This window comes from Pokkaliibacter sp. CJK22405 (assembly GCF_046614695.1).
In the GTDB taxonomy this organism is placed as follows: domain Bacteria; phylum Pseudomonadota; class Gammaproteobacteria; order Pseudomonadales; family Balneatricaceae; genus Pokkaliibacter.
Map to the genome: position 1 here is coordinate 1 of NZ_JBKKHQ010000001.1, position 20,627 is coordinate 20,627.

Annotated in this window: 18 protein-coding genes; 10 read left to right on the plus strand and 8 right to left on the minus strand. The window is 54.2% G+C overall.

Annotation, left to right across the window (positions count from 1 at the left end):
- Positions 1-462, plus strand: a 462-nt coding sequence (locus ACKC9G_RS00005) for a transposase (protein ID WP_411402655.1), incomplete at its 5' end; no start/stop codon positions are given.
- A gap of 53 nt (positions 463-515) precedes the next feature.
- Here ACKC9G_RS00005 and ACKC9G_RS00010 read toward each other — a convergent pair.
- Positions 516-968 carry a phasin family protein gene (locus tag ACKC9G_RS00010; protein ID WP_411402657.1) on the minus strand — a complete coding sequence of 151 codons (453 nt, stop codon included), beginning with the start codon at positions 966-968 and terminating at the stop codon, positions 516-518.
- A 453-nt stretch (positions 969-1,421) separates the two neighbouring features.
- Here ACKC9G_RS00010 and ACKC9G_RS00015 point away from each other — a divergent pair, with 453 nt between their 5' ends.
- The 3 genes from ACKC9G_RS00015 (at position 1,422) to ACKC9G_RS00025 (ending at position 6,483) form a co-directional block, all read left to right on the plus strand.
- Positions 1,422-4,334 (plus strand): insulinase family protein, encoded by a 2,913-nt coding sequence (locus ACKC9G_RS00015; protein WP_411402659.1) that lies wholly within the window; start codon positions 1,422-1,424, stop codon positions 4,332-4,334.
- Positions 4,335-4,401: 67 nt separating this feature from the next.
- Positions 4,402-5,022, plus strand: coding sequence for a response regulator (locus ACKC9G_RS00020; protein WP_411403295.1), 621 nt, complete (start codon positions 4,402-4,404; stop codon positions 5,020-5,022).
- A 162-nt stretch (positions 5,023-5,184) separates the two neighbouring features.
- On the plus strand, positions 5,185-6,483 hold the full coding sequence (locus ACKC9G_RS00025; protein WP_411402660.1) for a DUF2254 domain-containing protein: 1,299 nt from the start codon (positions 5,185-5,187) through the stop codon (positions 6,481-6,483).
- A 14-nt stretch (positions 6,484-6,497) separates the two neighbouring features.
- Here ACKC9G_RS00025 and mmuM read toward each other — a convergent pair whose 3' ends face one another.
- Positions 6,498-7,478 (minus strand): homocysteine S-methyltransferase, encoded by a 981-nt coding sequence (gene mmuM / locus ACKC9G_RS00030; protein ID WP_411402661.1) that lies wholly within the window; start codon positions 7,476-7,478, stop codon positions 6,498-6,500.
- A gap of 227 nt (positions 7,479-7,705) precedes the next feature.
- Here mmuM and ACKC9G_RS00035 point away from each other — a divergent pair, with 227 nt between their 5' ends.
- The 5 genes from ACKC9G_RS00035 to ACKC9G_RS00055 all read left to right on the plus strand — a co-directional run bounded on the left by ACKC9G_RS00035 (position 7,706) and on the right by ACKC9G_RS00055 (position 12,018).
- On the plus strand, positions 7,706-7,957 hold the full coding sequence (locus ACKC9G_RS00035; protein WP_411402662.1) for a hypothetical protein: 252 nt from the start codon (positions 7,706-7,708) through the stop codon (positions 7,955-7,957).
- A 135-nt stretch (positions 7,958-8,092) separates the two neighbouring features.
- A complete protein-coding gene (locus ACKC9G_RS00040) occupies positions 8,093-8,800 on the plus strand; it encodes a pirin family protein (protein WP_411402663.1) in 708 nt (235 codons plus the stop codon).
- 105 nt (positions 8,801-8,905) lie between these two features.
- Entirely contained in the window at positions 8,906-9,574 is a 669-nt protein-coding gene (locus ACKC9G_RS00045) for a response regulator (protein ID WP_411402664.1), read from the plus strand.
- Positions 9,575-10,954 (plus strand): sensor histidine kinase, encoded by a 1,380-nt coding sequence (locus ACKC9G_RS00050; RefSeq protein WP_411402666.1) that lies wholly within the window; start codon positions 9,575-9,577, stop codon positions 10,952-10,954.
- On the plus strand, positions 10,951-12,018 hold the full coding sequence (locus ACKC9G_RS00055; RefSeq protein WP_411402668.1) for an ABC transporter substrate-binding protein: 1,068 nt from the start codon (positions 10,951-10,953) through the stop codon (positions 12,016-12,018). The genes ACKC9G_RS00050 and ACKC9G_RS00055 overlap by 4 nt, the downstream gene beginning before the upstream one ends.
- A gap of 86 nt (positions 12,019-12,104) precedes the next feature.
- Here ACKC9G_RS00055 and ACKC9G_RS00060 read toward each other — a convergent pair whose 3' ends face one another.
- From ACKC9G_RS00060 to ACKC9G_RS00080, 5 genes are all read right to left on the minus strand, one after another.
- Positions 12,105-13,622: a tripartite tricarboxylate transporter permease gene (locus tag ACKC9G_RS00060; protein WP_411402670.1), complete on the minus strand. Its 1,518-nt coding sequence runs from the start codon at positions 13,620-13,622 to the stop codon at positions 12,105-12,107.
- A 16-nt stretch (positions 13,623-13,638) separates the two neighbouring features.
- Positions 13,639-14,088 carry a tripartite tricarboxylate transporter TctB family protein gene (locus ACKC9G_RS00065; RefSeq protein WP_411402672.1) on the minus strand — a complete coding sequence of 150 codons (450 nt, stop codon included), beginning with the start codon at positions 14,086-14,088 and terminating at the stop codon, positions 13,639-13,641.
- On the minus strand, positions 14,085-15,074 hold the full coding sequence (locus ACKC9G_RS00070) for a Bug family tripartite tricarboxylate transporter substrate binding protein (protein ID WP_411402674.1): 990 nt from the start codon (positions 15,072-15,074) through the stop codon (positions 14,085-14,087). Before ACKC9G_RS00070 ends, ACKC9G_RS00065 begins: the two co-directional genes overlap by 4 nt.
- A 353-nt stretch (positions 15,075-15,427) precedes the next feature.
- A complete protein-coding gene (locus tag ACKC9G_RS00075) occupies positions 15,428-15,910 on the minus strand; it encodes a TspO/MBR family protein (RefSeq protein ID WP_411402676.1) in 483 nt (160 codons plus the stop codon).
- 125 nt (positions 15,911-16,035) lie between these two features.
- The gene (locus ACKC9G_RS00080; protein WP_411402678.1) at positions 16,036-17,265 is read right to left on the minus strand and encodes a mechanosensitive ion channel family protein; all 1,230 of its coding nucleotides are present in this window, start codon (positions 17,263-17,265) and stop codon (positions 16,036-16,038) included.
- Positions 17,266-17,610: 345 nt separating this feature from the next.
- Here ACKC9G_RS00080 and ACKC9G_RS00085 point away from each other — a divergent pair, with 345 nt between their 5' ends.
- Positions 17,611-18,309, plus strand: a complete 699-nt coding sequence (locus ACKC9G_RS00085; RefSeq protein WP_411402680.1) for a gamma-glutamylcyclotransferase — start codon at positions 17,611-17,613, stop codon at positions 18,307-18,309.
- Positions 18,310-18,421: 112 nt separating this feature from the next.
- Here ACKC9G_RS00085 and ACKC9G_RS00090 read toward each other — a convergent pair whose 3' ends face one another.
- Entirely contained in the window at positions 18,422-20,554 is a 2,133-nt protein-coding gene (locus ACKC9G_RS00090; protein ID WP_411402682.1) for a PTS sugar transporter subunit IIC/EAL domain-containing protein, read from the minus strand.
- Positions 20,555-20,627 lie beyond the last annotated feature (73 nt).

Consider the following 20,627-nt stretch of genomic DNA (forward strand, 5'->3'; position numbering starts at 1 on the left):
GAGACGTCGGTTGAGTACGATCAAGTCATTGCGTTGAGCAGTCAGCACGCGCAAAAACAGGGGGCGCCTAAGCTTCGCTTAGTGGGGTATCACTGCCCACAAAGTGGTAAGCACTTCCGTTTTGTCACCAACAACTTCACGCTGGCCGCAACGACGATTGCGGCGATTTATAAGGATCGTTGGCAGGTGGAACTCTTCTTCAAAGCACTCAAGCAGAATCTGAAGATCAAGGCATTTTTAGGTCATAGTAAGAATGCTGTGCTAACGCAGATCTGGATCGCCATGATTTGCTATCTGCTGCTCTCATTTGCTCGCCACAGCGCTCGGCAAGGCTGGAGTGTGCAACGCATCATGCGAACACTTCAGGTGAGCTTGTTCGAGCGTATCCCCCTTTGGGCGCTGCTTAATCCCACTCCACCAGAGCCACAAAAAAGGGATCCTCAAATGAGGATCCCTTTATGATCAAAAACTATGGGACAGCAGTGGCCAACCGGCCCCTTTTTTCAAGCATTTAATTAGGCCGCGTCTGCAGCTGCCTTAACTGTTTTGCTGGCAGTACGTGCCGATGACTTGGCTGCTGCCTTGGCCTTATCCATCGTGTACTGGCTAAGATCCACAAACTTGCTCATGTCAAAGAAAGGCGCTTGTTCAGACATCTCTGACATATGTTTTTCCAGAAGTTCACTGTAGCTTTCGCGAGCTTCATTCATGGTGGACATGCTTTCTTCGAAGGTATTCAGGAAACGACTTTCCAGCTCCTTGGCGAAAGACATCTGCATATCCACGATGTTTTTCAGATCCTTGGTGTCCATCAGCGCCTGGGACTGTTTCATCACCTTGCTACTGACGTCAGTCAGGTAAGCACTCTGTGTGCTGGAGAGTTTCTCAAAAGCCTTCTTGTTGATTTCCATGGCTTCCGTCATGGGGGCGAAGACTTTGCTCAGATCAGTTAGGTATGCTTCGTACATGGCGTAACTCCTTCGAGGATAGTCGGCTTGCGCTGAGGCTGAAGGGCTTGTTCGTCCGGGTCTCCCGTTACTTGTTGAAAGTACTAAGGAAGAGTTACAGCTACCTGACGCTTCGCACTTGCAAAAGATGCCGTTAGTACGGCAAGGCTCAGCTTTAATCATGCACTTAATATAGTGCGATGACATAGTTATAGGGCTTATTTGTGCAATGCACAATGGTGAAGTTGATGTTATGCCGAGGTCATTATTTAGTCAAAATATTCACTGGAGAAATTGATCTGGCTTCGGTGTTGTGCCAATCGCGCCAATGCCTGTGACATTTTCAAAGAGGTCAATCCGGGCCGGTAAATTATTAGGAGTAGCTTATATATGTGCTTTTCGATCTCTGAGAATGCATAGCCAACGAAGAACACTGGGGTTATGCTGGGGCAAAGTCGCCTGAATCAGTAGAGCATGATGAAGTCCCACACAAGTTTTACCCTGTTACGGTCTGTCCCCATTGCATCCCTGAACATCACTGTCGCTGAGTTTCAGCATCAGCAGACAGGAGCGATGCACTATCACATCGAGTCCGACAACGAAGAAAACGTTTTTCTGGTGGCATTCAGAACGATGCCCATGGACTCCTCTGGCGTAGCCCACATTCTCGAACACACTGCCCTGTGTGGCAGCAAACGTTACCCTGTGCGTGATCCGTTTTTCATGATGACGCGTCGTTCCCTGAACACCTTTATGAATGCGTTCACCAGTAGTGACTGGACGGCTTATCCCTTCGCCAGTCAGAACCCTAAAGACTTTAATAACCTGCTGGATGTTTATCTGGATGCCACGTTCTTTTCGCGTCTTGATGAGCTGGATTTCAAGCAGGAAGGTCACCGCTTGGAGTTCGCTGAAGGGGATAATCCCGAGTCGGAGCTGCAATACAAAGGTGTTGTGTTTAACGAAATGAAAGGGGCGATGAGCTCAGCGACCAGCGTGCTCTGGCAGACGCTGACAAAGCACCTGTTCCCGACGCAAACCTATCACTTCAATAGCGGTGGTGATCCGGAGTCCATTCCTGATCTGACTTATGAAGATCTGCTGGCATTTTATAAACGCCACTATCATCCAACGAATGCGGTGTTCATGACCTTTGGTAATTTGCCGGTCGAGGATCACCAGAAAAAAATCCATGAGCAGGCCCTCAGTCACTTTGAGCGCCTTGAAGACAAGCTTGAAGTGAAGGATGAGAAGCGCTTCTTTGCACCGGTGCGTGTGGAGGAGGCTTACGCCTGTAACGAGGAAGACCTGAGCAAGCAAACTCATCACGTACTGGCCTGGCTGCTGGGTTCAAGCATTGATCTCTATGAGGTCATGAAAGCCAACCTGATGGGGCGCGTGCTGCTTGATCACAGTGGTTCTCCACTGCGCCATATGCTGGAAACCTGTGGCATCGGTCAGTCGCCATCACCACTTTGTGGTCTGGAAGATTCCAACCGTGAAATGAGTTTCATGTGCGGTCTGGAAGGTAGCGAGCCTGAGAAAGCGGAAGCCTTTGAAAAGGCGGTGCTTGAGACCCTTGAGAATATCGTCAAGGATGGTGTCGATCAGGATCAGGTGGACTCTGCACTTCATCAGCTGGAAATGTCGCAGCGTGAAATCGGTGGAGATGGTTACCCTTACGGACTACAGCTCGGTCTTAGTATTCTTTCCAGTGCTATTCACCGTGGTGATGCCATTGCGCTTCTGGATATCGAAGATGCACTCGCGCAGTTGCGCAAAGATACTGAGAATCCGCGTTTTATTCCTGAGCTGATTCAGACGCTACTGCTGGATAATCCGCATCGCTTGCGTCTGACCCTTCGTCCGGACAGTGAACTCTCTGGTCGTAAAGAAGCAGCAGAAAAGGCGACTTTGGCCAGGATTCAGGCAGCGCTGACAGAGGAAGAAAAGAGCGAACTGGTGAAGCAGGCCAAGGCTTTGCAGGAGCGTCAGGACAGCGTGGACGATGCCAGCATTCTTCCCAAAGTGACGCTGGATGATGTTCCGAAGGAAACCCTGAGAGTCGTAGGCAGTCATGTAGATGTGCCGGTAAAAGTCACTACCTACGAACAGGGGACCAATGGTCTGGTCTATCAGCAGGCGATTATGCCGATGCCTGCACTGACTCAGGAGCAGCTCCAGCTACTGCCTTATTTCATTTCCAGCGTCTCTGAGCTTGGCGTCGGTAAAGAAGATTATCTTGCCCGTCAGGCTCTGCAGGCCCGGGTCAGTGGCGGGCTGACTCTCTTCAATTCCATGCGTGCCAAAATTGATGATCCCGGTCAGCTGAGTGCCTATCTTGTGATGACTGCCAAATCGTTGGCGCGTAATCATGAGAAGATGGACAACCTCATGCTCGAAACCTTTGAGGATGTTCGTTTTGATGAGCACAAACGTATACGTGAGCTGATTGCTCAACGCAGTGCCCGCAAGCGCCAAAGCGTGACTGGCAGTGGCCACGCGCTGGCAATGCTGGCAGCCTCCGCTGTGTTCTGTCCCGGTGCACGTTTAGGGCATTACAATTCTGGTCTGGAAGCCATTCGCTTTATTCAGGCGTTGGATAAAGACCTGGCTTCCAATGACAAAATTGGTCAGGTACAGAAAACCTTCGAGGATATTCACGGACTCTTCAAGGCCCAGGGGCGCCAGATGTTGCTGGTGGCTGAAGGCGAGCACATGGATAAACATGTGCAGGCGCTGAATGAGCGCTGGGGTCATTCAGGCCATGTAAGTTCTGACAACTGGACGCCGGGCGCCCTGAAAGATCTGCCGCGCCTGCAGGCCTGGAAGGTTAATACTCAGGTGAACTTCTGTGCCAAGGCCTATGCAACGGTGCCCTCTGGTCATGCTGATGGTCCTGTGCTGACAGTGCTGGGTGAATACCTGCGTAACGGCTTCCTGCACAAGGCAATTCGTGAGCAGGGTGGTGCTTATGGCGGTGGCGCAGGTCATGATGCGGCCAATGGTGTGTTCCGCTTCTATTCCTACCGCGATCCTCGAAATGTGCAGACGCTGGCTGACTTTGACCGCTCAGTGGAGTGGATTCTGAACCAGCCTATCGAAGCCGATAAACTTGAAGAGGCTATTCTCGGGGTGGTCAGTGGTCTGGATAAACCCGGATCACCTGCCGGTGAGGCGATGCAGACGTTCCATAACGAGCTTCATGGTCGTACCTATGAGCAGCGTACGCTCTATCGTCAGCGCGTACTGGAAACGACCGTTGATGATCTGCGCCGTGTCGCTGAAACCTATCTCAAGCCTGAGCTTGCCAGCGCTGCGGTGGTAACTCATGAGCAGGGACTAAAAACCTTGCAGGATGCAGGCTTTGAGGCGTTTAGCCTCTAATTTCTGACCAGTGCCCGGTGTGATGCCGGGCCTGTTGGAGGTCAACAGAGTGACAAGCGTGCGAGTAATGTTAGTGGATGACCATGATGTGGTCAGAGCCGGTTTCTCCCGATTACTGGAAGCGTCCGGCCGTTGTCAGATTGTCGCTGAGGCGCGAAGTGCCGAAGAGGCGCTGGAGAAGTATGGCAAGATCCAGCCCGATGTCGTGGTAATGGATATGTCGATGCCGGGGTTAGGCGGCCTTGAAGGTGTGCGCCGAATTCGGAGCCACGATGACAGCGCACGAATTCTGGTGCTGACGGTGCACGAGAGCGAGCCTTTCCCGCAAAAAGCCATCGAGGCTGGTGCGCTTGGTTATCTGACCAAGCGCTGTGCGCCGGAAGAATTGTTGGAGGCCGTGGATTCTGTAGGGCAGGGTAAGGAGTATTACGCCACGAATATCCGCACCATGCTGGAAGCTCAGCGCAACCGCCAGGCGATTGAACCCGCAGGGGAGCTGACGCGTCGTGAGCTGCAGATTTATGAATCCTTGGCCAAGGGCAACAGCGTCGCGGAGATCGCAGAAACTTTCCACCTCAGTGTCAAAACGGTACATACCCATCGTGCCAACCTGATGCGCAAGCTTGAGGTGCGCAATCATGCCGAATTGGCCTTACGCGCTGTGAAAGATGGTATCGTGGCCAACTGATACCGCAAAGATGCCTGATACCCGCGGTTGTACCCGCAGATTTTATGGCTTCTCCACTGTGAATCTTTCTGAGTTGTACCCATATCCCTGAATAAGCCTTTTGTGGTGCAGGTGGCTGTTATAAACGGTGCCAACACCTTGGATATTCAGGGATTTCTCATTATGACCCTCAGGGACGTAACTGCCTCTCGCTGGTTCTTCTATCTGCGTCTTATGGTAAGGCGCATGTGGTTTCGCTCCAGTCTCTACTGCCTCCTTGCGATCTTTACTGTGCTAGTTAGCCCCGTGGCCAACTCCTGGATTCCCAAAGACTGGGCCTCTGCTGTCGGTGCGGACTCCATTGACGGCATCCTGAATATTCTTGCCTCCAGTATGCTGGCGGTGACGACTTTCTCCCTGACCACTGTTGTGTCTGCCTTTGCTACCGCTTCCAGTGCGACCACGCCAAGAGCGACCAAACTGCTGATTCAGAACTCCAATGTGCAAAGTGCGCTGGCGACCTTTATCGGTGCCTTCCTCTACAGCATCGTGGGTATCGTGGCACTAAGCACACCGATGTACGAAGAGGGCAGCCGTTTTGTGCTCTTTATCGTGACCATTGTTGTGATTGTGGTAATCACCGTGACCTTGCTGCGTTGGATTGAGCAAATCTCCCATCTGGGGCGCGTGGGTGAAACTATTGATCTGGTTGAGCAGACCGGCCGTGAATCTTTATCTGCACGGGCTCTGGCGCCTGAACTGGGTGGCCAGCGTCTAACGCCTGATATGGCGTTGCCTGCCTTTACCATGAATGCACCTGATTCCGGCTTTTTGCAGCATGTCGATATGAAGCGCCTGCAAGAGGTCGCGGAAGACGCGGGCGCTAAAATTTATCTTCTGACCCTGCCAGGGCATTTGGTCTCGCACTATGAACCGTTGTTCCGTTTTTCAGGGGATCTTTCGCCTGCACAGCGTGAAACGGTTGCTTCTGCCGTTATCGTCGGCGATGCGAGAACCTACAGTCAGGACCCGCGGCTGGGCTTTGTGGTGGCGCAGGAGATCGCGATTCGGGCGCTATCACCAGCGGTAAATGATCCGGGAACGGCGATCAAGGTGTTGGGCGCTCAGCTGCGTATGTTGGAGTGTTGGGCTCGAACGGTGCGTGAAAGCCGTGATCAGCTGGACGTGTGCTATGACCGTATTTATGTTCCGGCAATTGATATCAATGACTTCTTCATGGATGCCTTTAATCCGATCGCGCGTGATGGTGCGGCGTTTATTGAGGTTGGCCTTCGTCTGCAGCGGGTGTTGCAGGGGCTCTGTGAAATGGGCTTTGACAGTTATAAAGAACCCATTCGTTTTCATGCCGAGCTTGCGATGGAGCGAGGCGGCCATGGGATGACCGCTGAAACCGATAAGGCCTTGCTGCGTCAGGCGTATGAACAGACCCAGAAGCGCTGGCGAGTTAACTATCCTGACTGAGCCGACAGCCTGAATTACTGCGATTCAGGCTGTCCCTTCCAATAATTGGCTATCTCACGGATATCTGCCGGAGTTGTCCGGCAGCATCCACCAATCAACTGAGCTCCAGCGGCTTGCCATGCTTGTGCGCTATGTAAAAAGTCGGCGGGAGTGGCATCGCCATGCCAACACTTATGCGTCGCGTCATAGCTTTCGCCCGAGTTGGGGTACGCCAGCAGCAGCTTGCAACTAAGATCGGAAAGTGAGTTCAGGAGTGGGGCGACATATTCAGGTGCTGTGCAATTGACACCTACGGCGACTACGCTGGAGAAATCCGCAAGAGCCTGAATGCATTCAGCCAATGTGTCACCTTCACAGGTATGCTGGTTGTCTTTGCAGCTAAAGCTGATCCAGCCGACCACACTGAGCTCATCCATCAACTTAGCCAGCGCCAGCGCTTCGGTCAGACAGGGAATGGTTTCACACGCCAGAAGATCGGCGCCAGAGGCCGCAAGTACCTGCATGCGTGGGCGGTGAAAGTTCATAAGCTCACGTTCGCTAACACCGTAATGCCCACGATACTCCGAGCCGTCGGCCAGCATTGCACCGTAAGGGCCTACAGACGCCGCAACGAGCGGGCTGACCTGTTGTGCCCGCTGCTCGTTAGTAAGACTTTGCCAATACTCATCCCGAGCCTCGATAGCCAGAGTAACCGAGCGCTGCATCAGCTTAGCAGCCTGCTCATGGGAGATGCCGCGTTGGGCAAAGCCTTCAAAGGTGGCCTGATAGCTGGCGGTAATTGTAATCTGGGCTCCCGCTTCAAAATAATCACGATGCACCTGCCTGATCACGTCAGGGTTCTCCATCAACACCCGCGCCGACCAGAGAGCGTCATTTAAATCCAGGCCACGGGCTTCAAGCTCCGTTGCCAGCGCACCATCGATGATGAGCGGCATATTCTGCTGAAGTCGTTCGGTCAGTACGCTGGGATGCATGGAGGAAGCGGGATGAGTCATGGTCTTTCCTGATGAATACAAAGCATCGGTGATGCTGAGCCAGAGGCGTTTTTTGCGATGGCGACAGTCTAGCACTGCCAGAAAATTCGTCAGGTTTGTTAGCTCTGCAGATTGGAAATTCCCCTAATCCCCCATAAGCAATACATAGCCTGAGAGCAGATGCTGCTCAGGGTATGAGCAAGAACAAACGGGACTATGACATTACCACGGGAAGAAGGAGTCGGCTCATGACACAGGAATTCGTTGTTCAGCTGGTTACTCAGGGATCACGTCAAACGCTGATTTTGCCTGATGAATGTAAATTCGATGCGGAGAATGTCTATCTGGTACAGGATCCGCAAAGTGGCTGTCTGGTCATATCCGATCAGCCTAACAGCCCGACCATGCAGCGTCTGGTGACTTTGGCACGTGAGAATGCGGTTCAGGTGGATGCAGAGCAGGACGGGATTAGTATGTTCTCTACCCAGAAGGATGCCTGAGGAAATGCAGGCGTTCTAAAATACTGAACAAAGGGTGCGGATATTTGCACTTTTGCTGGTACTGGCTTCGGGTAATCATTAGCTCAGTGAATTTTCTGAGCGGCGCTTTTGCTGTATGCCGAATGAGGACAGGCCATGATCGAAGTCAGACCCTTTGCCACCTTGGGTGGAGCCAACCACGGCTGGCTTAATGCCAGGCATCATTTTTCCTTTGCCGGGTACTATGACCCCCAGCGCATGAATTGGGGTGGTCTTCGTGTCTGGAATGATGATGAGATTGCTCCAAAATCCGGTTTTCCTCCCCATCCTCATCAGGACATGGAAATTATCACCTATGTTCGCGAAGGGGCGATCAGCCATCAGGACAGTTTGGGCAACAAAGGTCGCACCGTCGCCGGTGATGTGCAGGTAATGAGTGCAGGCACAGGTATTACCCATTCCGAATACAACCTGGAGGATGAGCTAACGCGGATTTTTCAGATCTGGATTATCCCGGAGAGCAAAGGGCTGGCGCCATCCTGGGGCACCAAACCTTTCCCTAAAGCTGACCGTAGTGGTGGCTTTAAAGTATTAGCCAGTGGTTTTTCCGAGGATGAAGATGCCTTGCCGATTCGCACTCAGGGGCGCCTCCTGGCGGCGACCCTCGAAGCCGATGGCACCCTTGATTATCAATTGCCGCCCGGCAGAAAAGCCTATCTGGTACCTGCAACCGGCGCTGTCGAGATTAACCATGCGGTGGTGGCATCGGCGCGTGATGGCGTGGCTATTGCGGATGAAGGCTCGCTGCGCTTTAAAGCGCTGGAAGATTCTGAGCTGATTCTGGTGGAAGTCTTTTCTGATTGATCCTTCTCTGGATTGACCCCTGCCGGAGGACAAGAGACACTGGCCGGCAGGTGGTCGCACAAGGAGAGTCGACCAAAGCAGTTTCTCCTGAATCCCCTAAAACCTATGCACTTACTCCTTGTCGAAGATGATGCGCTGCTGGCCGAAAGTGTGGGCAATGCCCTGCGCCAGCAAGGTCATGTTGTCGATCATTTTTCACGTGTGCAGGATGCTGCTCACGGCCTGACATTGTCCCGTTATGATCTGGTGCTGCTGGATCTTGGTCTTCCTGATGGTGATGGCAGCCAGATTGTCCGCCTGTTGCGTCAGCGCCATGACACCACCCCGGTGTTGATGCTGACTGCCCGTGACAGTCTGGATGACCGGGTGCGTGGGCTGGATCTGGGCGCGGATGACTATCTCACCAAACCTTTCTCTCTGATTGAGCTTGAAGCGCGGGTCAGGGCTTTACTGCGCCGCAGCCAGCAACGCCTGGATAACATCATGCGGCTGGGCAGGCTTGAGGTCGATGTCGCTTCAGCAACGGTATCGGTTGATGCCATGCCGGTGGACCTTCCCCGGCGTGAGCTGAATCTGCTGGAAGGCCTGATGCTGAATGCGGGCAAAATTGTCCCGCGCGAAGCCCTGGAACAACGACTCTTTGGCTTTGAGGCGGTGGGCGCCAACGCGCTGGAGGTGTACATCAGCCGCCTGCGTAAGCGCTTACAGGACAGTGGTGTGGAAATTCGCACCTTGCGTGGTTTGGGCTATCGTCTGGAAGAGGTTCAGTCCTAGGTGGCGCAGTCACTCAAGCGCAATCTCGCCTTGTGGTGGTGTGTCATCATGCTGTGTCTCGGCGGTTTGCTGCTGGTCGAGGCGTGGACGAGTGCCAAGCGTTCGGCGGATCAGGCTCTCGATGGTCAGCTCGAAGCAGCGAGCCTGACCATCGCCGAGGCGATTCAGTGGCCGGATGGCCGGCCCATGATCGAAGTACCCGCGTCAGCACTGCAGGTATTGGCAACGCACTGGCAGGAGCGCGTGTTTTATCAGCTGATTGGGGCTCATGGCGAAGTGATTACCTCCAATGCCTTCCTGCCACTGACGGATCAACTCAAGCGAGATGTCAGTCACGAACCCGTATTTACCAATGCCCACTACAAAGGCGTATCCATTCGGCTTCATGGTCGTGAGGTTAATTCCGCCGGTTGGGAAACACAGGAACCCGTGACGGTCTGGGTGGCTCACACCACGCGTGGGCGTGATGCGCTGGCCCAAACGCTGATCGAAGGTACGCTCACTCGTTTGGGGATGACCATGCTGATCACGGGACTGATTCTGGTGTTTGTGATGCGCGCCTGGCTGATGCCGATCCGGCGTTTGCGTCATGCTCTCAGAAAACGGGAGTTTGAAGAGCATTCTGCACTGCACGTGGATGTACCCTCAGAGCTACGGGAGCTGACGGATACGCTCAATCATCTTCTGGAGCGGCAGGATCAGCACCGTGATGCCTTGCTGCGTTTTATCGCCGATGCATCTCACCAGCTACGAACGCCGTTGGCCGGGTTGCAGAACACCAGTGAACTGGCGCTTTCCAGTCAGGATCCTGAACGCTGGCGGGAGGCGTTGAATACTATCTGTCAGGCTTCGGGCCGTACTTCACGACTGGCCTCCCAGCTACTCAATCTTGCCAGACTTCGCCATCAGTTGACGGCAGAGGATTGGGTGCGGATCAATCTCTCTGCGCTGGTACGCGATACCGTTTTGGAATGGGCTGACCGGCAGCAGGCGAGGGGTCATGACCTCGGCGTTGAGCTACCGGAGGAGGATCTCTGGTTTGAGGCAGAAGCCTGGTCCCTGCATGAACTGCTCAGTAACCTGATTGATAACGCACTTCGCTATACACCTTCCGGCACACTCATTACGGTAGGGCTAGCCGTTGTGGACGGGATTCCCGAACTGTGGGTGGAAGACAACGGCCCTTGCACCGAGCCTGATCCGCAGCAATGGCTGGTTCCCTTTGCCAGAGGCGGGCGGCAGGATACTGAAGGCTCTGGTCTGGGTCTGGCGATCGTTTCCTCGATTGCTGAGCGTCATCATGCTGAACTCCTTCTGACCAGCCTTGACCCCCAGGGATTAAAAGTCCGGTTACGCTTTGTCAGGGTGGAGCTCCCATGAAGCTACCCTCGCTAAAACTGCCCACGCTAAAGCTTCCCCGGCGCTGGCTCAAACGCAGCCTGTTATCGGTAGGGATTGTAACGAGTTTTGCAGGCCTGAGCGTGCAGGCGCAGCCGCTGATCGTTGAAGGCGCGCTGGATCAGGATGTTTTTCAGCCGGTACTGGATGCATTTCTAGCCAGTAATCCGGATATCCAAATGGATTACCGGGACCGCTCGACGTTGATGGCAGACACGCTGGCACGAACGGCACGGCCCGCACCCGATGTCGTCATCAGCTCTGCCATGCCATGGCAACTGGCACTCAGTAATGATGGTCTGGCGCAGCCCATCGACACCGAAGAAACGCGCCAGTGGCCTGCCTGGGCAAAATGGCGGGAGGAAGTCTTCGGCTTTACCTTCGAGCCCATTGTGATGGCGTATCGGCTGGACTTGGCAGCAGCGATGAAACCGCCGATGACCCATCAGGACATGCTGACGCTGCTGCGAGAACATCAGGAAGTGCTCCGCGGACGCGTTGTGACTTATTCGCCCCAGAGTAGTGGCATCGGTGATGTGCTGGCTCAGCAGGATGCGCGCTATACCCCAAAAATGTGGGATCTGGTTTCTGCCATGGGCCACGCCTATGTGCGCGAAGCCACCAGCTCAAAAGCGATGTTGGAGGGCTTAAGCGCAGGACGCTACTGGCTGGCCTATAACGTGCTGGGTTCCTACGCGATGGTCTGGGCGCAGCATCACCCTGAAGTGATTGTTCAGGTGCCGAATGACTATTCGCTGGTAATGATGCGAACGGCATTGGTGCATCGCGATGCGCAGCACCCTGTGGCGGGCAAACGTTTTGTGAATTTCCTGCTAAGCAAAGCGGGGCAGAGTGTGATGGCGGGGGATACGCCGCTCTTTAGCCTGCGCTCGGATGTGATCGGGCCCTATACAGCACAGCGCTTGCGGGATGAGGTGGGAGATCACCTCTACCCGATTCCGCTGGATGCAAGCCTGCTGGCCTTTGTTGACCCACTGCGACGCGCAGCCTTTCTTAAGCGCTGGCGGGAGCAGATGAAAGATTAGCCTTCATACATACTCTCTTGTGAACTGATGCTATCAATAAAAATGGCCGGGAATATCCCGGCCATTGTGTTTGCAGTCAGTAAGACTTATTCGTCGTCAGTGATCTGAGGCTGCGCTTTGCTGGCACTCATTTTACCAAGTGCCCAGGGAGCGACCATCACCAGAACCGCAGCGATCCAGAGGCCGATAGACAGGGCAGATTCCCACAGAATTTGCACATCTCCACCGCTGATGGCCAGCGCGCGGCGCAGGTTCTGCTCCATAAGGCCGCCAAGCACAAAGCCCAGGATGATCGGCGCCAGCGAGAAGCCAAACTTGCGCAGCACATAGCCAAAGATACCGATCACCAGCATCAGGTAGATGGCGTGCAGGTCAGAGTGCAGCTGGAAAACACCGACAAAGGACAAAATAGCCACACCGGGAACCAGCACCCAACGAGGTACGGTCAATACACGGGCGAAGAAGCCTGCCAGAGGCAGGTTTAGTGCCAGTAGGACGACGTTGCCGATATACAAGGATGCAATCAGGCCACCGACAATGACAGGCTGTTCGCTGAACATCATGGGGCCGGGCTGGATGTTATACAGCATCAATGCGCCCAGCAGGATGGCGGTGGTGCCGGAGCCAGGAATACCCAGCGTCAGCATAGGCACGAACGAGCCTGCGGCAGAAGCATTGTTGGCGGCTTCAGGAGCTGCCAGACCACGCATGTCGCCGGTGCCGAAAGTGTTGTTCTTGTCAGAGATGCGTTTTTCCGTGGTGTATGCCACTGCGCTGGCAACTGAGGCGCCGGTGCCGGGCAGTACGCCGATGATAAAGCCGATAACACCGGAACGAAGCATGGTCCATTTGCAGCTCATGACTTCTTTCATGCTGACCATAACACGGCCAATCGGGGCCATCTGGGATTCAGCAGACTTATGGAAGTTATGCTCCAGCATCAGCAGAATTTCGCTGATCGCAAACATGCCGATGATCAGTACCACGAAGTCGATACCGTCATAGAGTTCAGGCATATCGAAGGTGAAGCGCAGCACGCCGGTACCCGAGTCCACACCCACGGTTGCCAGAATAATACCGAGCACGGCACCGATCAGGGTTTTTAGCGGGTCTTTGCCCATCATGGCGGACATGGAGGCAAAGGCGAACACCATCAGTGCGAAGAATTCCGACGGACCGAATTTTACCGCAACGATTGCCAGCAGAGGGGCGAACAGTGTCAGGCCGATAATCGCCAGCGTTGCGCCAACGAAAGAGGCAATAGCTGACATCCCAAGTGCCGGACCAGCCAAGCCCTTCTGTGCCAGAGGGAAACCATCCAGTGTCGTCATGACCGCACCGGCATCGCCTGGCACATTCAGAAGAATACTGGACATACGACCGCCGTATTCGGAGCCGCAATAAATACCAGCCAGCAGAATCAGGGCAGACTCCGCCGGTAAGCCAAGGGTATAGGCCAGAGGCATCAGAATGGCGATACCGTTAATCGGGCCAATACCGGGCAGGGCGCCAAACAGGGTGCCCAGCAGTGCGCCAACCATCACCAGGCCGATATTCAGCGGAGTGATGGCAATGGCAAAACCATGGAAAAGAAAATCCCACATAATTTGTGCTCCGAAATCAGGCGACTGAAGTTAGCCAGTCACCCCAGGGCAGGGTGATGCCAAGGGCGTAGGTGAATAGCAGATAGGAGCCGATAGACATCAGCGGGCCGGTGATCAGTGCTTTTACGGTGCCTGCTTCAAACAGCCAGGCCAGTACTGCAACGGTGACCGCGGTAGTGATGAGATAACCGGCACTGGTAAAGAACCAGGCATACAAACCTAGCAACACCAGCACACTCACCAGACGAAGCAATAGTGCACCTGTTGGCCAGGATTGGCCTGGACCAGGGCGGAAAAACAGGATGACAGAGAGAAAGGCAAGAATTCCTGCCAGCAGCATGGGGAAGGCCTTGGGACCCACCGGATCATAGCTGAAAGGTACATCAAGCTGGTGGGCCTGGACGGCGATAAACGCCGCCAGACCGAGCAGCAAAAGACTTAGCACTCGGTCGGCGGCATAACTCATTTAACCAGTCCTACTTCTTTGGCCAGAGCACGGAAGTCCTCGACCTGTTTTTTCACGTAGCTATCGAAGTCGCTACCAAATTTGTGCATGGGGAACAGGCCGCGTGCTTCACGCAGTTCAGCAAACTCAGGCTTGCCATCCAGTTCTTTCAGGCGCTCAACCCAGGTGTTGTAGTCGGCATCGCTGACTTTAGGGCCCATGTAGTAACCGCGCCAGATTGGCCATTCAACGTCATAACCCTGCTCTTTAGCGGTAGGGATCTGCGCGTAGGGGCCATCCATGCGTTCCTCAGACAGGGATGCCAGAACACGGATCTTGCCGCTATCAAGCTGAGGCTTCAGCTCAGAAAGATCACCGGTAAACACCTGAATGTGTCCACCCAGCAGTGCCGCCAGAGACTCACCACCACCTTCAAAGGAAACGTAGCGCAGTTTGCGAGGATCAACGCCTGCCGATTTGGCCATCAGCGCGGCTTTCATCCAGTCCTGGCTACCCACGGTACCACCGGCACCAATGACGACGCTGCTGGGGTTCGCTTGCAGTGCTTTCATCAGCTCATCAAGGTTTTTCCAGGGAGCATCAGCACTTACCACAACCGCACCGTAGTCAACGCCCAGAGCGCCAACCCAGCGAACATTGCTGGCATCGTACTGACGGCCAAATTTACCCAGCGCCAGGTTCAGTGCTGCACCGGTACTGGCTGCTACCAGCAGATCAGGATCGCCGCTTCGCACACCGTTGATGTGGTTAAAGGCAACTGCGCCGATACCACCGGGCATGTAGTTGACCAGCATGGGGGTATCCAGCAGACCGGTTTTTTCCAGACCGTTGGAGGCAAGACGACAGGTCAGGTCATAACCACCGCCAGGTTTTGCTGGAGCCAGACATTCAGGCTTGCCTCCTTGGGCATAGCTCACACTGGCAACACCAGCCAGAGCAACGGCAATCAGGGGGCGACGGAGGGATGCAAATGACAAAATGGACATGCGCGTTTCCTTATTTTTGTGATCTTAGAAAAGCATCAGGATCGGATTAACCGATGAAGCAGAGTCTACGGAGGCAACCTTTCATCAACCTGTCATCTGGCTCAGCAGTAGAGTGAATTAATCTCATCCTTTGGTCGTAGGGTCATTGAGATAAACGATTGGAAAGGGTGGGAGTAGCAGGGTTTATAGCGTAGAAAAATTTCTGAAAACTCCGGATTTAAGCTGTTTAGGCGGATCAAGATTTGAATAAATCTATTTTATATCCATGGGATGGCAGGCTTGCTGCTGACTGAGGTGGTCATAATCCGGAAGTGCCGGGAATATCAGTACTCCCGGCAGCAAGGGTGTGAACCTTACAAAATGCCCGGGTTCGCCTGCCAGACGGCAAAGGTGAGTGCCGTGGCAAAGGCGACCCATACCAGATAGGGCAGCAGTAACCAGGCAGCGAGTTTATCCGTGCGCTGGAAGCTTCGCAGAGTCAGAAAAATAAATACCCAGAGCACAATCACATCAACAAAGGCAGCAAGGCCCAGATGCCAGGCAAAGAACAGCCATGACCAGAGGCCGTTGAGAACAAGCTGGATGACAAAGAGGGAGAGTGCGACTGAGCTTGTCTCGGATGCATGCCGTTGTCGCCAGATCCTGCAAACCGCGACGGCCATCATGATGTAAAGCAGCGTCCAGACCGGGCCAAAGACGCCGCCCGGCGGCGCCCAGGAAGGTTGGTTGAGGCTTGCATAGAAACTTCTGGCATCCACCGAGGCCCAGGCCCCCAATGCCGCTGTGATAAATACCAACAGAGTCCAGCCAGCGTAGGCCGGGAGGTGTTTGCTCATCCGTGATCATCCTTGCTGAGACAGTTAATGATGTGAGGCTGGTTGTGGTGGCAAGTGACAGGAAGATCAACCGGGAGAGTGGAAACTGAGGTGCCAGGAGTCCTGACACCTCAATCAAAGCAACTTCAACCTTTCTCCAGAGCAGGCCACATCAGGTTAGCGGGCTTTAGATTGAACTCAGGCATGACCGCGATCAGGTGGTCAAAAATATCTGCCTGAACGCTCTCATAATGCTCCCAGGCGGTATTGCTGGTGAAGCAATACAACTCAAGCGGAAGCCCGCGAGCGGTACTTTCCAGCTGACGCACCATGATGGTCTGACTGGATGAAATCTCAGGGTGCTGCTGCAGATAGCGCAGGATATAAGCCCGAAAGGTGCCGACGTTGGTCAGCCTTCGGCTATCAATGCCGAGGGCGGATGGTGGCATGGCGGCCAGTTCAGAGATCTTTCCATGCATGTAGGTACCAAGCAGTGGCGACTGGGTATAAGGCGTCATCTCGGCTTCGGAAATAAAGCGTACGCTGTCGATATCGATATACACCGCGCGTTTGATGCGCCGCCCTTTAAGGGACATCGGAGTCCAGTTCTTCATGCTCTGACTAATGAGCTGGTAGGCCGGCACCGTGGAAATGGTGTTGTCCCAATTACGGATTTTGACCGTCTGCAGAGTGATGTCGATCACTTCACCGTCTGCGCCATCAATCTCGATCCAGTCACCCAGCTCTACCATTTTGTGGGCTGTGAGCTGAATCCCGGCGACGAGTCCCAGCAGGGAATCCTTGAAAACCAGCAGCAATACGGCGGAAAGAGCACCAATACCGCTTAGCAGGTACATGGGCGATTTGCCGAGCAGGATGCTGATAATAATGATGATGCTGATCAGCACGGTAATGAGCTTGACCAGCTGGATCAGGGATTTGATGGGCAGTTTCTTGGTAATGCCCTGATGCTGCATCACATCAAAGCTGGCATTGAGCAGGCTGTAAATCAGATGGACGGCGCAGAAAAGAATGGCGAACTTGCCCAGTTCCTGCAGTGCAGGTCGGAGCGAGCTGCTGTCAATATGATGCAGGGCTTCGAAGGTCATGATGACCAGCAGGAAACGCAGAACGCGGGTGAGCAGGTTGTTCTTGATCAGATAGCTGCCAAAGCGCCATTCACTGCGAATGATCAGGCTGCGTGCATAACGAATCGCCAGTCCCTTGATCAGACCATAGAACGTCAGGGCCAGTACCAGAATGGTCAGCGCCTGTACCCAGGGCCAGTAGCCGGGCAGGGCGGCAGGGTTGAGGTGGAGCAGGTTTATCAGTGCCTGATCAAACCAGCTCAGGCTTGTTTCGAAGTGCGTATTCATGAGCGGGCAGCGATCCTTTGCTTAAGCCAATTTCGCCTAAGGGAGCGATTTTACCGGCTTATGGGTGCGAAACGAAGACAAAAAGCCGTTTTGTGTCTCGATTGTTGCGTAAGCTTCGGCTTTTGCCGATGGGTAAAGAGCTGATTCTTCCTTGAGATATCAGTCTTTGTTTGCGAAGGTGGCTGGTGACCTGCGTTGAGCCCTGACCACGTCCCGACCGAATCGATGAGCCAATGAATGGAAAGTCATAAAAGTGACGTGCTTGGGTGAGTCTGGCGTCTTTCGGGGTTCATCGAAACGTAGCGGTGCGTCGTATAACTTATTTGCCCGGACAGCTGATCTGCCATGAGTGAACAAAAGAACTCCCATGTCCTGAGCCGCCTGCTGATGGAAAGCGGTGGGGTAGAGGCCATGATTGCCCGTGACTCACCCACTCACCGGATTCTGACGGAAGAGGAGCGACATGCATCTTTGCGTGAGGCGCTTGCGCAAAAGCCTGCAGGTGAGACCTGGGTTTTTGGCTATGGATCACTGATCTGGAACCCGACGATTCATCACATTGACTCCCAACCTGTGCGCATTCATGGCTGGCATCGTTCCTTTTGTCTGAGTGTGACTGCCGGGCGCGGCAGCCCGGAGCAACCGGGTCTGGTGCTGGCGTTGGATGAAGGTGGTAGCTGCTCGGGTGTGGCTTATCAGCTTGAAGAGGCGAATGTCTGGCGTGAGTTGGAATTACTCTGGCGACGTGAGATGGTTTCCGGCGCTTATATCCCTCGCTGGCTGCCGATGCTATCCCTGACCGGTGAGGCGCGGGGTTATGGGCTGGCCTTCACCATGGACCATGGGCATGAGCAATATGCCGGTGATTTAACTGAAGAAGAATTACTGTACCGTATTGCCTATGCAGGTGGTGCCTTGGGGAGTTGTGCAGAATATCTCTTCCATACCTGCGAAGGATTACATCAGAGCGGCATCGCTGACCGCGATCTGGATCAGTTGGCACAAAGCGTCAAGGCTTATCAGGCGCAGGCCATTCATCGCTAAGTGTTAACCCTCATCAAGTACTTATCATAAAAAAAGCGCGACCCTGAAAATCCGGATCGCGCTTTTTTCGTTAACCCCATTGCAGAGCCTGTTTGTCAGGGCAGTACCTGGCTCAAATACCCGCAATAATCTGTAGTTTGGGCTTGGCCGGACGAGGCATTTCCATTTCCTGCGTTGCCCAGCAGCCTTCGCAATAACTCATAAAATCGTTTTCATACAGCGGGCGGCTATGGAAGTAGCCCTGAAACAGCGTACAGCCCAAACGAATCAGTGCCTCGCGCTGGTCCGAGGTTTCCACAAACTCGGCAACCACATCCACTTGGCGACTATGACCAAGCGTGGTGATGGAGCGAATGATGTCAGCGTTGGTTTCATTCTTGAGTACGTCACGGGTGAGAGAGCCGTCAATCTTGATGGTGCCTACGCGGAAGCGGCGCAGGTGCATCAGCGAGGCATATCCCATGCCGAAATCATCCAGGGAGATCAATACGCCGCTGGCGGCCAGCTTGGCTAACGCATCATCCGCTTCAGGCGTTTCTGGCAGGGCGCTGGATTCCGTAATCTCAAGCTCAATTTCCTCGGGACGAAGATCGTAACGTTCGAGGCTGCGAAGCAGGGTGGCGGGCAGTTCAGGATCGGTCAGCTGTAGCGGTGAGACGTTAATGGAAAGGCTGAGCTTTTTAAACTGGCGGTTCTTGCGGTTCATGCGGGCCTTGCAGGCACAGGCTTCTCGCAGCACCCATAGGCCTAGCGGGCGAATATCGCCGCTGTCTTCGGCCAGAGCGACGGCCAGCGCTGGCGATATGGCCCCATGTCGGCTGTGTTCCCAGCGCAGTAGCGCTTCCATGCCGACTACCTGACCCTGAATATCATGCTTTGGCTGATAGGCAAGGGTGAGCTGGCTCTTGTTCATGGCCTCGCACAAATCACGCAGTAGCCCGCGAGCCAGCACGCCAATCTGGTCATGGCGGCGAATCACTGGCTTGCGCTCACGTCCACCCGTCAGAATCAGGTGGGTGGCCTTGCTCATCAGCTGCTGATGCTGATCACGGCGGATCGCTTCCGCTTTGCGCACAAAAGGCAAATACACCAGTGCGCTGATGCCAATGGCGATGACCTGCAGGAAGGCGCCGCGCCAGGATTCGGTGATCAGCAGGCCTGAAATGATCGGAGGCGTAGACCAGGGAATATCAAGGTTATGCAGGCTGATAAAACCGCTGCTGACGGCTGAAAGCGCCAGAATCGTCAGCAGTTGAGGAATAAGCAGGAAGGGGATCAGGTAGAGCGGAGACCAGATTACCGGGAGGCCAAAAAGGATAACTTCGTTGATGTTAAACAGAGAGGGTATCAGGCTCAGACGAGCGACCTTGTATTGCTGACCTTCCTGAGTGGCGATAAAAATGGCCAGTATTAAACCCAGCGTTGCGCCACTACCGCCAATCAAAACCATGGAAGTGATTAACGTTCGGGAGGCGAGGCCCGCTTCCGGGCTGCCGAAAATCTGCGGGAAAAAACTGTCAATCAAGTGGCCGCCATGCACCCCAACAAACCACACGACCTGGTTGATCACCGAGGCCAGAAGAGTGTTGAGCCAGAATCCGGCGCCTGAGTGCTGAAAGGTGTCGATTAAGTCCGCAATCGGCTGTTCAGAAAAATGAATCTGCTTCACCAGCAGGCTGGCGCCAACCAGCAGCGCCCCGATCAGCAAAATGGCTGGAGTGAGTCTGAGCGTGTGGTAAACGATGATGTCGCTCTCATAAGGTGCTTTATTCACCCAGCGAATCTTGACGGCGAGGCGCAACAACTCTGTCGACAGCCCGCCGATGAGAATGCCGACCAGCACGCTGCTGTGGCCGAATTTAAGGCTGGTGCCGGAGACCGCGAGAATGCACATGACGAAGTTAACCATCGCCGACATGCCAACCAGCATGGGCGGAAGGTTGTCGCCTGAGTCATTCACAGGCAGGCGTAAAGTCAGATGAATCGCCACCAAAACGGCAATCACCAACCCATAAATGCCCTGTGTTGCCTGAACCATCGCCTGTAAGGGCGCCATCCATTGCTCGCCAAATGCCCAGGCCATAAGGGTGGTGTAGCCAGGCCATGGAAAGTGCTGAAAGAGTTCAGCGGCTGCGCCGAACAAGGTCAGGGGTAGCAAAATAATGTAGCTGTCGCGTATAGCCATCAACCAGCCGTGGGCATGCCTTTTCATGCGCGCGCCCACGGTGCAGTTGCCATTCAGCATGGGTAATCTCCCGGTGTTACTCATACTCACCAATACAACCGGCATCCGCATCCGATGTTGTTCTGTGTGGTGG